Annotated in this window: 15 protein-coding genes; 5 read left to right on the top strand and 10 right to left on the bottom strand. The window is 37.1% G+C overall.

Features of this window, described 5'->3' with window-relative positions; translation table 11 throughout:
• Positions 1 to 43: 43 nt before the first annotated feature.
• The 9 genes from GQR45_RS11395 to GQR45_RS11355 form a co-directional block, all read right to left on the bottom strand.
• Positions 44 to 634 (bottom strand): hypothetical protein, encoded by a 591-nt coding sequence (locus tag GQR45_RS11395; RefSeq protein WP_165725959.1) that lies wholly within the window; start codon positions 632 to 634, stop codon positions 44 to 46.
• Positions 635 to 744: 110 nt separating this feature from the next.
• Positions 745 to 1,197, bottom strand: coding sequence for a hypothetical protein (locus GQR45_RS11390; RefSeq protein WP_165725958.1), 453 nt, complete (start codon positions 1,195 to 1,197; stop codon positions 745 to 747).
• Positions 1,198 to 1,310: 113 nt separating this feature from the next.
• Entirely contained in the window at positions 1,311 to 1,706 is a 396-nt protein-coding gene (locus tag GQR45_RS11385) for an SHOCT domain-containing protein (RefSeq protein WP_165725957.1), read from the bottom strand.
• 512 nt (positions 1,707 to 2,218) lie between these two features.
• Positions 2,219 to 2,404, bottom strand: a complete 186-nt coding sequence (locus tag GQR45_RS11380; protein ID WP_240920226.1) for a hypothetical protein — start codon at positions 2,402 to 2,404, stop codon at positions 2,219 to 2,221.
• Between the two features lie 541 nt (positions 2,405 to 2,945).
• Positions 2,946 to 3,317, bottom strand: coding sequence for an MbcA/ParS/Xre antitoxin family protein (locus GQR45_RS11375; RefSeq protein ID WP_165725955.1), 372 nt, complete (start codon positions 3,315 to 3,317; stop codon positions 2,946 to 2,948).
• 55 nt (positions 3,318 to 3,372) lie between these two features.
• Entirely contained in the window at positions 3,373 to 5,868 is a 2,496-nt protein-coding gene (mobF, locus tag GQR45_RS11370; protein WP_346774199.1) for a MobF family relaxase, read from the bottom strand.
• Positions 5,868 to 6,149, bottom strand: a complete 282-nt coding sequence (locus GQR45_RS11365) for a hypothetical protein (RefSeq protein ID WP_165725953.1) — start codon at positions 6,147 to 6,149, stop codon at positions 5,868 to 5,870. Before GQR45_RS11365 ends, mobF begins: the two co-directional genes overlap by 1 nt.
• 167 nt (positions 6,150 to 6,316) lie before the next feature.
• On the bottom strand, positions 6,317 to 6,523 hold the full coding sequence (locus tag GQR45_RS11360) for an AlpA family phage regulatory protein (protein ID WP_165725952.1): 207 nt from the start codon (positions 6,521 to 6,523) through the stop codon (positions 6,317 to 6,319).
• Positions 6,524 to 7,745: 1,222 nt separating this feature from the next.
• On the bottom strand, positions 7,746 to 8,450 hold the full coding sequence (locus GQR45_RS11355; RefSeq protein WP_165725951.1) for an HNH endonuclease: 705 nt from the start codon (positions 8,448 to 8,450) through the stop codon (positions 7,746 to 7,748).
• A gap of 580 nt (positions 8,451 to 9,030) precedes the next feature.
• Here GQR45_RS11355 and rnk point away from each other — a divergent pair.
• The 4 genes from rnk to GQR45_RS11335 all read left to right on the top strand — a co-directional run bounded on the left by rnk (position 9,031) and on the right by GQR45_RS11335 (position 10,836).
• Positions 9,031 to 9,444 carry a nucleoside diphosphate kinase regulator gene (rnk, locus tag GQR45_RS11350; protein WP_007580029.1) on the top strand — a complete coding sequence of 138 codons (414 nt, stop codon included), beginning with the start codon at positions 9,031 to 9,033 and terminating at the stop codon, positions 9,442 to 9,444.
• Between the two features lie 139 nt (positions 9,445 to 9,583).
• Positions 9,584 to 9,865 (top strand): hypothetical protein, encoded by a 282-nt coding sequence (locus tag GQR45_RS11345; protein ID WP_024589563.1) that lies wholly within the window; start codon positions 9,584 to 9,586, stop codon positions 9,863 to 9,865.
• Positions 9,866 to 9,957: 92 nt separating this feature from the next.
• Positions 9,958 to 10,392: a VOC family protein gene (locus GQR45_RS11340; RefSeq protein WP_165725950.1), complete on the top strand. Its 435-nt coding sequence runs from the start codon at positions 9,958 to 9,960 to the stop codon at positions 10,390 to 10,392.
• 6 nt (positions 10,393 to 10,398) lie between these two features.
• Positions 10,399 to 10,836 (top strand): hypothetical protein, encoded by a 438-nt coding sequence (locus GQR45_RS11335; RefSeq protein ID WP_007580023.1) that lies wholly within the window; start codon positions 10,399 to 10,401, stop codon positions 10,834 to 10,836.
• Between the two features lie 13 nt (positions 10,837 to 10,849).
• On the opposite strand, the gene GQR45_RS11330 is transcribed toward GQR45_RS11335, so the two are convergent.
• Complete coding sequence (locus GQR45_RS11330) at positions 10,850 to 12,325, bottom strand: NAD(P)H-hydrate dehydratase (protein WP_165725949.1); 1,476 nt, start codon at positions 12,323 to 12,325, stop codon at positions 10,850 to 10,852.
• 249 nt (positions 12,326 to 12,574) lie between these two features.
• Here GQR45_RS11330 and gmk point away from each other — a divergent pair, with 249 nt between their 5' ends.
• Complete coding sequence (gene gmk / locus GQR45_RS11325; RefSeq protein WP_024593430.1) at positions 12,575 to 13,195, top strand: guanylate kinase; 621 nt, start codon at positions 12,575 to 12,577, stop codon at positions 13,193 to 13,195.
• Positions 13,196 to 13,248 lie beyond the last annotated feature (53 nt).

Raw genomic sequence — 13,248 nt, 5'->3', positions numbered from 1 at the left:
AACTAACCAACTGTTTTTGTTCCGTTTAAAGCGCTTGTTAGCTTTATTTCCAATTGTAGATAGGTAAATTGTTTTTCGTAATTCTTTTGCAATTTGATAGAAAATAGTCAGGTTGATTGGTATTGCCAGTTTTGTAAAAAAAACCATTACCATCCAACAAATCAAAATTTGCTGACCCAGCTCTTCCTATGTAGCCACTAAAAACTTTAATATCAGTTGAAACTCCAGACCATGAACTGAAGATATCACCTTCCCATTTTCCGTTTACCATTTCCCCCAATGGGGAAAATGTAATCAATACATCTTTATTTTTTGTAACAACAACAAATCCAATTGGTTTCACTTTGCCGTCAATATCAATAATTGCAGCTCTGGCTCTAAGTTCTAGTTTTAATCCCTGTATTGGTTTATTGGTATACCAATCTTTTTGCTTTGAATTTTGGATAGCTTGCCCCATATCACATACTGCACTGTAAGAAGTAGCCATTTTTCCTGTTTGGTAGAATACTTTATAATAATCCCCATTAAGCGCATACTCTTTACTTAATGGTTCTCCTAAAATTGCAATTTCACTACTCGCATATGTCTGAATCGACACAAATAGTGTAATAAATAGAATACAAAAATTATTCATATTGCACCTTAAAGCTAACGCCCTGTTAAGGGGAAAGTTATAGTTGGCTGAAATGCGAAGCGGAACCAGCCAACTGTAATTTGTCCCACTTGAATAGCTTGATATGCATATTAATTTAACAGCATGACGCCGATGGCTTTATCTATTCCATCAACTTTCATTTTATAACCGCCACCAGATTTAAAAATTAAGACGTTAGGCATATACGAATAATGGTAATGATACCAATACTCAGTTTGTTGCCAAATTTGGCCATTCATTAACTTTATGATTGTTTCACCTTCAAAGCCCTCAAAATCTCCATCAATCTGACTCTCAATGCTTGAAGGAGTGGTTGGTTGAACGACTTTAGCCTTTTTCTTGCCCTCTTCGAAGCCTGCTAGATATTTTTGGATTAAAACGAGCCTTAAAGTTTCTTTTTCAGAAGGAGATAATTTGGTGACTCCGAGGGCTTTTTGCTCCGCAGGAGTTATTAATTTTGAAAGTGTCACTTCAGGATAATCTTTAGCATTCAGATTAAAAGAAACAATTAATATTAATGACACTAAACTTAAAATTTTCACCATACTTCCTTATATGCATAACAATTTTATAGTGCGCTCATCGCGCATATTTCTGCCGACTTAACGCCCATTGCTTTATATAGTTTTAACAAATTACCAAAGAAATATAACTATTAAAGAGAATCCAATATTTCTTGTCTTTTTTTATCATATTCAGCCTTAGAGATAACACCTGAATTTAATAGAGATTCTAGTTTATTTAGTCGTTCAGTCACGTTTGACGTAATATCTTCTTCGACGTCCTCAGCAACGGTTCTGGTAGGACACCCTTTTATGCATACATCGTAGGTGTCATTGCATTGCCCTTGTGCGACTACTGGGAATAGTTTAAACCCACTTGAACAACTAGCTAAATGACTTGAACATTGCTGAGCACACTCCACATCAACTTTGGAAGGGTCAGATTGTGGCGGTGACGCGCAGCCTGAAATAGTTAAAAGGGGGATTAAGATGAATGCGCTAAGTATGATTTTCAATTGTTGCTCCTGTTTAGTACTTCGACAATCCATTACGTCCCGTTTTAGTGGTTTATAGCACGTCGGAACAAATTTACTATTAACAGTAATAATTTCACCATTGATTAACTTTGTAAACAACTAAAAAAATGGCAAAAGAGATATAAGCTGGATGACGCAAAAAAGTGGGTCCACTGTGGGCTCATTTTGGGTCTATTTTTGGGGGGGGGTCCATGCTGGGTCTGTCCCGTTCATAGTTCATGTTTAACTATGACAACGCTACATCCCAGCAAAAACGGGGGGTATGAAATTATGTTAACCCATGCTAATCGTGTGCTATCCAAGAGTGAATTGCATAGCTAACCACCTTAAACTACTGATAACATGGGTTTTTTACTTTCTCTAGTTTCACGGGGTCATCAAACTTCGTAAAAGTGCTAATTGCGGACATTGATAACGCCCGCCTAATACGCCTTGCACTGGCGGGCTTTTTGCGTTGTTTGCTAAAAGTGCGGCAGCTGGCAATGTCGGATTTAGATGCTTGTTAGCAATACATTCTGTTGCGGCTAACCTGTCACCTTGGACAAGAACATGAAAAAGCCACCCAGCAAAATAATTGCAATGATGACTATAGCTGTAAGCGTCTTCGACTGAAACATTGATTCAATTAAACCGACTTCAGTTTGCATTTTAATTAGGTCTGTTGGCTCAATACCTTTTTTAATGCGAGGGTTATTTGTTTCATTATTCATTGACAACTCCATATGCGAAATATTCGTGTATTACTAACAGCTTATTAAACACCATTTTGGTGGCATATAACACACCAAAACGGCGTTTAATAATGTTATTGGACAAAATTTATTCCTACTCAAAGAAGAGAAATAAATTTAACTTTTTCGGTGTCCGGTTTTCGCTCATAGCTGCCGGTCTGTAGTGGTCAATAAAATTTGGCCACAGTTTTAGAATCTTTGTAGCTTCTCATTTCGTCATGATGTTAAAAAACACGCAAAGCAATCTCTAAGGTTCTTTTAGGGTTTTTATTTAATATTTATACTTTTCAGTAAAGAAGGCAGAAGCAAAGTGTTTTTTTCGCTATGTTTTTAATGACAAAATGAAAGAAATCCCACTAGGATAGTATCCAGCAGCAACCAAAGAGCCAAGCTGTTGCACCGCACACGTCGCTCGATCGAATTAATAAGCTGATCTAAAGTAGTGTGGTGCGAACAGATAAGAAATAAAGAAATGAACAACAGTGAAAAGGAAGCTCTGAATGGAGTAGTTGCAATTTACCTAAATGATATCTATTAGAGTACGTACACTCTCTAAGCCCTCATCTACGTCATCAAGGATGTATTCAAGTGCCGAAAAGCCATTAAAGTGCTCGTTAGGCTTATTTATCCAACTATCAGCCTGTGAGCGGTCATTAAATATTAAGCCTAGCCCTCTATAAATTCCAATGATGTAAGAGATTCGTATCAATACATCCTCACTAAGGCTTCCAGTATCTCCTTGGTGCCACTTCTCATATATATGGCTACCTTGGCTACCCAGTAATAACTTTTGCTCATACGGCTCGATAAGCCAAGCTTTCATTATATTAAAAAAAGTTTTTAATGCCACTTGGGCAGTTCTTTGAGGGTTTTGTTGAAGATCTTTATCCATATGTATAATTACGCCTTAAAAACTTGTCTCTTAATAATAAAAATTTATAGCAGTATTAAGCCGTATTTCCCCAATACTCTAAAGCCATTACTTCTGAGCGTTCAGAACCCATATATTCAGCAAGCCTTTTTACTTTAATAGTATTTTGGTCTTTTCCGTTTACTGCATCTAAACCATAATGAACATCTAAAGTGCTGCCGTCTACAAACCAATGACAACGATCTTTGTGTCTTGAGCCTGCAACGTAGGAAGCTGCCCTATCCATTGCTTTGTTATAAAATACAAAAGTATCGCCATCTATCGTTCTTCCCTGACTACTGTATACCGTAAAAGCATATGCATGTACTAACTGAAGTGCGTCTTTCTCGTTCGAATATTCTGATTTTAAAAATGTTACTTTTTCTCCACAGTCTTTTTTTACCATAAAGAGAATATCTGAATTGGTATATTCAACTTTTATAATCCGACCTAATTGGCCATTGATTAAACCTAATCCAGGATTATTTTGGGTAAACCTTACACGATCCTGACTAGAAAATTTTTGTTTAAAATATTTATCAGAGACAGTACAGTTAACCTCAATCTCCTCTTTACCAAGCATACCTTGTTGCTGAAGATTTTCTCGGATAAGTCCATTAAGAGGTTGGATATCTTTCCAGTTATACGCTAAAACCATCCACTGCTTTTTAGGAGTATTTCTAACAAATCGATCCCAATGTTCAATCAAACTTTCTAATGCATGGTCTCGAGATTCAGCTATATGCAATAAATCTTTTTGTGCCATTACTTTGAGTCCTTCTTCAGAGTTACCGGCTCTCAGCAAAGTTACAAGGTTTCTTGCCCAATTTTCTCGTTGCCTATATATTGTTTGTAGCTCAGTAAAACTATATCTTTTAGATAAATACAACAGGCAGCCACCATGATTTATCGCGCGTAATTGTTCAACTTCTCCTACTAAAACTAATTTCGAACCAGCTTGCTTTAAACCTTTTAACAAATCTAGAAGAGCTAATGAAGGGACTAATCCAGCTTCATCAATTAAAACTACTGTATTTACAAATTTTCTATTTTTGTGTTTGATCTCTATTAGCAATTTTTCGAAAGTACTACTTTTTATCCCCGTATCAGCTTCTAGTTGAATTGCAGCAGATTTAGATACCGTAGCGCCAATCACATTATAACCAGATAACTCATAAGCAATGCGCAGCGCTCCCATTGAAGTAGACTTCCCTGCGCCTGCCCTACCTTGTAAAATATCGAGCCTTGTTTTACACAACTCCAATACTGAATTCTTTTGCTCAAAAGATAACTTAAACCCCAGCTCTAACTCTTGCTTTTCTATGGCCACCATAACTACATTTTCAGATAACTGATAAGTAGTATCCTTTCGCAGTAAATCAGTAATACTTATTAATTCACGTTCAGACCTTAACATGGAGCTCGTAGTGTATATTTCTTTGCCAAAAGGATCATTTAGTGGGCCAAGTAGTCTTTTGTTTTTGAGGATAGTATCAACGGTATTTAAAATTTCAGATAAGTTCACATGAAAAAACTGAGCCTCAGTAGCTGTTATTTCATATATTTTATGGATATCAATAATTGCTTTTGATTTTGTTAATTCTTTAATAACTTGGAATATTGGAATAGCCTCTAGGGCTGGTATTTTTTCTGTATTCAGGTTCTTATAAAAATCATCTCTTGTATAGCCCTGGTGGCTTAAAGCTGCACGCCATGCCTTTACTTGGCTAGCCCTACTTTTCTTTACCTTTGGTTTTCTCAAATAAAGTGAAACTTTATTCTTTATAGCTGGACTACTATCTTCAAGCCCCATCTCTTCAAGTTTACTTTTGATTCCTTCACTACGTTTGGAAAAAAACCTACAAATATCAAGGTTACTCCCTAAAAATGTAAAACAATCTGTCTCATCTATCCTGATTATTTGAAACCCTAGCTCTCTTAAGCCACTGGCAAGTAATGCTCTATAAATCTTTGCCGCAGCCTTTTGCCAACGGTATACCAACTGGGATTTTAAACTAGCCCACTTGTTATCTTGTCTTAAAGTTAGTCGGGAGAGTAATACATGCGTGTGTAAATGAAAATCGCCTTCTCTAGACTGGTAATGCTTAAACAGTATTGCTGCAAACCCCTTAGTCTTTTCTAAATGTTTCCCACCCTGTCCAGTACGAGTAAAAGATACTTTTTTCTCTAAAAACTCTAGAGCCCCTAAAACAGATTTAAATTGAACGTCATCTATATGTTTTTGAAGTAAATCATCAGCTCGTGCATAAGCTTTAGAGATAGGTTTAGGTGCATTAAAAACTAAATCCAGTATCTTTAACTTCTTACTCTTACTACTACCAATAAGTTGTGTTCCATCAATATCGCATGCCGAAAATATATTAACTAACTCATTAAAATACATTTTCGGCTTTAACTTAAGCGCTTTTGCCACTTCCCCTGCATAAAGAACATCTATAGGCAGAGCATTACTACCAGCTTCATCGTCTTCCATATAATATTCCAGACGTGATTGCTTCGATATCGAAATCACTAAATTTTAATTCCATTTTCAAGTAGACGATCAATGGCCTCCTCTTTTTTATCTTCACTCAAATTAAGCATAGCCGAAAATGTTTCTATCAAAAGTTCACTTTGTCTTTGTTCCATAAGGGTTAACTGGTTTTCTATTTTTTGTTGTTCAAAATAATTCAGGCAAGATTTACGGATGATGTTAGCTATAGTCGTACCATCATTCTCAGCCTTAACTTCTAACTTGTTATAATCATCTTTAGTAAACCTAATGGTTACTGATTTCTCTAATTTATCGTTCATATTTGAAAACCTTGATTTCTTCTTTTAAATTAGCCACTTAAATATATTTTCGAGTTACCATGTATTACATGGTTATTTTCTTATGCTGTTGTTTAGTAACGGTTTTTTATTTTTATTTTTTTAAAAAATACAAACCGTGCATAATGTCTAGAGACAAATAGAACTGATTATTGAACTTGCCCCTTCTCTGCCATCTTTTTACGTGTAAGAAGCCACGCATCTACATCTTTCACAAAAAAGCCTACAGAGCGAGAACCAAGTAAAATAGGTTTTGGAAAGTTAGGATCTAGCCGCCAGCGCCATAAGGTACTTTTACTAACTTGTAGCTCTTCCCTTAACTCTTTCAAACGAATGATTTTATTTTTAAACTTCATAATTTAACCTTATAAATTAATAATTTACCCTTGCTGAAAATCAGCAAGCCAAAGAATAATATAAGGTTTCAAAAGTGTTTACTGGGGATCATTTCAAAAGTGAGAGATATCTCTCATCAATAACTAGTCCACTAGACTAAATGAGTTAATTTTAGATATGACTAAACCATGCAGAGGGCTATATGTCTTACAAGCAGTTGCAATGTAATTTACGATTTTGAATAAGCGACTAAAGTAATATCAGAAGTAGGATTCAGCTAGTCCTATAGTTAGGTGTAAGGTACTAAGTCCTCAGGGGCTCTAATAGCAGGGTTAGTTGCCCCACCTTCTAAGAATAGGCTCTAGCAATACTCAACGCTCCTTATCGCTTTGGAGTAAGCTTAGCTCCTCCTCTTTGTGCTCAGAAGTAAGGTATTAAAAATATTGGAAGTAAGGTCAATTAACTTTTGCCGATCAGAAGTAACGTTCAGCTACCCTTATAGTTCAGGAGTATGGTACTAAGTCCTCAGGAACTCTAATAGCAGGGTTAGTTGCCCCACCTTCTAAGAATAGGCTCTAGCAAGACTCAACGATCCTTATCGCTTTGAAGTAAGCTTAGCTCCTCCTCTTTGTTCTCAGAAGTAAGGTATTAAAAATATTGGAAGTAAGTTCAATTCACTTTTGCCGACCAGAAGTAACGTTCAGCTACTCTTATAGTTCAGGAGTAAGGTACTAAGGCCTCAGGAACTCTAATAAGTAGGGTTAGTTGCCCTCCCCCCTAAGAATAGCTTGGGAGTAAGCTCAGCCCACCCTGTAATCAGAAGTAAGGCTAGACTGAAAATATAAAAACAATCTCACCTTTGCCGGAGTTGATTATGCCATCCATATGAAAATTATTTTTAAAATGTGAATTAAAACCATATTTAGATATTACGGACAGAATTTAATATGTTATAAATTAATATAACGATTATAAATAATTATAAAATTATAAATAAAAGTAACGTAGGAAAAAACCGCGTCTTCTTTTTTTACAAAATGCCGAAAACTCAATGTTAGCTTGCTACCTTTAAAGACACTCACGCTACCTTTAAAGACACTCACGCTACCTTTAAAGGCACTCACGCTACCTTTAAAGGCACTCACGCTACCTTTAAAGACACTCATGTCTGCCTTATAAAAGATACATGTACTACAACTGAAGCCACCGTTATCTCTTTAGAGGCAAGAATTTAAATTACTATTAAACTTCTTCTCTATGATATTTGACTAAAGCTTGATCAATTTTATGTCCGACATGAACTGTCAATTTTATTTCTTTGCCTTGGGGGCATGTTATAAACTCCACTGTATAATCATCATGGATAACAATAGCTTTTTTATCAAAAAGCGCATGGTGATTTGGGCAAAGGCACAATAGGTTTTCTTTAGTATCTGGACCATGATGAGGAGAGCCTAATGGCTTTATATGTGCCCCTTCAGCATAAAACCCCTTTGGTGTTTCTAATACTTCGTCACATATCTGACATTTGTGACCATATAATTCTTTTATATCTTCTGCGATCTGTGAGTTCCGAATGATTCGGTTAACGAATATTGGAGCTCTCTTTGGCTGTTCTGCAATTAGTTCAGCAATGTCTTCTGGTACTTCGCTATCAGCGCCAGAGTAAACAGAAAAGCCCAAACTTTCCAAAATAGGTTTTATGAATCCTTTAACACCGCTAGTACTCGTATTTTCTAAATATTTACCAAATTGATGAAAATATGCACCTAGAAAAATAGGCTTACATTCATACAATAGACCTTCGTAACAAACGAAGTAGGTAAAGCTATTGGATGGTGTAGCTTTACCTCTATATCTCATAAGATACTCTTCACGCCCTAGTGACCTGTATTCCTGTATCGCATGTATAATAGCTTCATAACTATTAAAATCTTTATAGCTCATAATGTAATATTTCCTTTTTAGATTATAGTGGTCACCCTAACTGCGGCTTACACTGGCCATTAAATTGATACCCTAAAATAATCGCCACTGCTAGGTGCACAGCTTCATATTATGAGGTCAGTACCTATATAACACACGAAATTAATTAGTACCTTTAAATAATGCAGTCAATACTTTATTATGAATATGCATTTTTGATATTTAGAACGCTAAGGGCTAATTATCATAATGGGGAATATCATTCTTTACTTCCCTCAGAAAAACTGATTTTATAGGTATGAACTTACAACAATACACTCATACGAAAAGTGGGGTATAAGTTGGGGTATATTTTAGAAGTTAAGCTTGCACCCCTTTAAAAATAAGCTAATGGACGGAATGATGTAATCATCCCCTAAACACCTAGCTCAAATAAAAACCCAGCTTCGGCTGGGTTTTTAGCTATTGGGCACAAATAAAGTAAAAGCCACAGGTGTGGCTAATTAATAAAATGACTTCGCGTATCCCTTTGCTTCTTAAATGCATGCCAAGCCATACTCAGAGTTAATTTTATTTATTAAAAATTATTAAGGATATTAAGATGAATAAAAAACCTGAACTAATCATCTCATCACTCGATGCAGATAGATTGTATGACTTAATGGAATCATTGCCTGCAGGTAGCTTTGCTAATAAAGAAGAATTGGAAGCTGAACTGGCACGAGCAACAATAGTCGAACCTAAAGATATGCCATCGTCAGTTGTAACGATGAACTCAACTGTAAACTTTATTGTTGAGTCTTCTAAAGAAGAATTTACGTTAACCTTGGTGTACCCAAAGAGTAGTGACTCTAGCGGCGATAAAATATCGATATTATCACCCGTTGGTAGCGCATTACTTGGGCTAAACCAAGGCGACGAAATTGAGTGGCCTAAACCGAGTGGCGGCTTAATAAAGGTAAAAATAAAAGAAGTAACCTATCAACCAGAACGTGCTGGTGAATTACACAGATAAACACTTTATGCACTTAGTACTAAAAATCGATTTAAAGTAGACCCAGCCTCGGCTGGGTTTTGCTTTTTATTATAAAGCAGATTGATATTGTTTAATTTATACCCACATCTAAGTTACGTATAACTAAGATTTATATTAAATGGATTTATTAAATAATAACGGAATATTCATCTTCTTTGTTTTTGTTGCCCTTGTGACTGGGTTATTTTCATTCGTAGTTTGGGCTATGCTCAAAATGGTCACGTGGGGTAAAAGTATGTCTAAGGGGGCTTATTTATTTTTAGCATTCTTTCCGCTTATTTCTATTATTCCTATCCCACCGCCTACATACGAAAATGTACAAAAAGCAAAACAAGAACAAAGAAAACGCAAAGAAGACTCAGGTGATCCACCCGATGATGAAGACGAACTCGTAAGTTAATTCATATTACATACTGCGGGCATATACCTGCGTAATCGTTTACTAAATATGATAAAAAGCACATTTATTTAATAGTACGGAGTGAGCTAAACATGACTAACGTTCAACAGCATATTGGCAGCATTGCATTAGTTGTTAAGGACTACGACGATGCCATTGAGTTTTATACTCAAAAGCTTAACTTTGAGTTAGTGGAGGATACTGATTTAGGAGAGGGTAAACGCTGGGTGTTGATTTCACCTCCAAATTCAAACGGGGCTAGTTCAAATGGGACTAATTCGAGCAGGACTAATCTACTGCTTGCTAAAGCCACAACGCCCGAACAGATGAGTGCTATTGGTAATCAAACGGGTGGTCGCGTGTTTTTATTTTTGCATACCGATGACTTTTGGCGAGATTATAATTTAATGCTTTTTAAAGGCGTTACATTTAACGAAGAGCCTAGAGTAGAACCCTATGGCACCGTAGCGGTTTTTGAAGACTTGTATGGTACAAAATGGGATTTATTACAGCTTAATAATCAGTGAGATAAAATGCTGTTAAATATAAAAGCAAAATTTTTATTAAGCGCAGGAGTTATTGCATCTGCAGCGGCTGTATGGCATTTACTTTGTATATGGGGTGGCACTAGTTGGTTTATATTTGCTCGCGCCCCAATACAAATAATAGAATCATCACAGCAAGGTACATTCCTTGCGCCTTTAGGTAGTATTGCAATAGCTGGACTCATGTTTGCCTGTACTGCATTCGCCTTATCAGCAATTGGCTTAGTGCGTAACATAGTACTTACTAGAACCGCTTTAATTGCTATTGCAACCTTGTGTATCATACGAAGCTTAATAATTATCCCTGCATTAATACGAGCCGATACGTGGAATATTATAGCGAGCAGTGTTTGGCTTTATGTAGGTGTATGCTTTTTAGTGGGTGCAATAACGTTCCACAATTTAAAGCCGAACACTGATAGTTGAGTGACGCTTAAACTCACGTCACTTTATTAACTAACTCTCTTACAATTGCGAATAAATCACTGGGTAGCATTCCCCTTTGCCCGTCTCGCTCACTTGCGATATCACCGGCTTTAGCATGCAGTGTTACACCATAGCGTGCTGCTTCATCAATAGTTAAACCTTGGGCAAGCAATGCACCAATAATACCAGTAAGTACATCGCCACTGCCGCCAACGGCCAATGCCGGGTTGCCATCTTCACATACCCACGTGTGCTGGGCATTATCTATTAATGTTCCCGCGCCTTTTAATACACAAGTCGCGGTATAGCGCTTGGAGCAAAGACGAGCATAGTTAAAACGATCAGATTCGATTTCGCTGGTGCTAACACTTAGCAGTCGCGAAGCTTCGCCGGGATGTGGAGTAAGTACGCATTGCTCTAACGTGTATGATGAAGCTTGCTTAGCCAGTAAATTAAGGGCATCTGCATCTATAACCAATGGCATTTTATTGTTTTGGCAATATTGCATTACTTCATCGAATGTTTGTTGTGCCCACTCGTCTTGCCCAAGCCCTGGGCCAATAACAACGCAGCTTGCCCACTCTAGCGCTTGATGTAAGTTATTACTGCTTACCATAAGTTCTGGTCTGCCAATACTAATAGGCGTTATTGAGCTTTCGTGTGTATACACTCTTACCATGCCAGCACCCGTTCTAAGAGCTGCTTCACTACTTAACCTAATTGCACCTGCAGTACCCTGATTGCCACCAACACATAAAAGTTTACCGTGGCTTCCTTTGTGACTATTGATTGCCCGCGTGGCTATTCCTTTAAAGCTATTGATATTAACAAGGGTTCCTGAAGATTGAGTGATACAAGTAAACGCATCACCAATTGCTAAATCATCAAATACTAACTTACCGCTATATTGTTTACCTGCCGTCGTTGTGAGCCCTTGCTTTATACCTACAAAAGTAACGGTTGAAGTCGCTTGTACTGCGCACCTTAAAGGCTGTCCTGTATTTGCTTCAATGCCTGACGGTATATCAATGCTTATTACGGGCTTATCACTGTTATTTAAAGCTTTAATTATGCCCGCAAAGTTATCACGCACTGTGTTTTTAAGCCCAGTACCAAGGAGCGCATCAATAACGATATCGCACTCATTAAGAGCATCTTTTGTAAAATGAGAAACCACCCCACCCGCTTCTACCCATAGCTGCTGCGCTTTTGCAGCATCACCTTTTAATGTTTTTTCGGGTTCAGCAGCACATACTGTTACATTTTTACCTGATTGCTTGATCAGCCTAGCTACAATGTAACCGTCTCCAGCATTGTTACCATGGCCAACAATGACTAATGTATGCTGTGCATCAAATAGCTGCCATTGCTTATATACAGCCTCTCCTGCTCGCTGCATTAGGGTAAATAAATCGCAATGACTATTTTTAGCCGCTAAAGCTTCACTATCTCTTACTTGTTGTGCGGTAAATAAGGTTTTATTAAGCATAAAGGCTCCTTTAATAGGTGATACTTCACCTTATCAAATACTTATATCTAGCGGCTAGTTCCGTTGACAATTTTAAACTGCAATTTTATTTAAAATCTAACTTAGCAAAATACTCCCAAGCCAATTTGGACATGACCAACATGAGCACGACTAACTTGAGCAAGGTGAGCTAATTAAAGTACAATGCAGTTAATTAAAGGCTTGGCTTACTTGTAACCCAAGCCTGTTTATTTTTAGGTAGAGAAAAACATGGCACAAACTCGCGGTAACTTATTTATTTTGTCAGCCCCTTCTGGTGCTGGTAAATCAAGCTTAATCAATGCGTTATTAAAAAAACACGCTGACATGAAAGTATCTGTATCACATACAACTCGCGCCCCTCGCCCAGGTGAAGAAAATGGCGTGCATTATCACTTTGTATCTACAGACGAATTTAAAGCGCTTATTGCCAAAGATGACTTTTTTGAATGGGCTCAAGTATTCGATAATTACTACGGCACATCAAAGCAGGCTATTGAGTCGCAACTTGATGCGGGTATTGATGTGTTTTTAGATATTGATTGGCAAGGCGCTCAGCAAGTGCGCAAAATTATGCCAAGCGTACAAACTATTTTTATTCTACCGCCTTCAAAAGAAGAATTAGAACAACGCTTAAATAACCGTGGCCAAGATTCGGCTGAAGTTATTGCCTCTCGTATGGCAAAAGCACAATCTGAAACATCACATTATAATGAATACGACTTTGTAATTGTTAATGATGACTTTGAGGACGCACTTGCCGACATAGAAATGATTGTAATGGCTCAGCGCTTAACACTAAAAGCGCAAGAAGATCGTCACCAAGTTTTACTAAATAGTCTGCTTAAATAATTTAAGCTTACTTAAATTAGGCTTAGGCAAGTAAAACTGATAAAAATTGAACA

Origin of the sequence: Pseudoalteromonas sp. SA25 (assembly GCF_011378705.1) — a bacterium.
GTDB lineage: Bacteria > Pseudomonadota > Gammaproteobacteria > Enterobacterales > Alteromonadaceae > Pseudoalteromonas > Pseudoalteromonas arctica.
The sequence above is the reverse complement of the archived record's forward strand: the minus strand, read 5'-3'. Positions and strand labels throughout refer to the sequence as shown.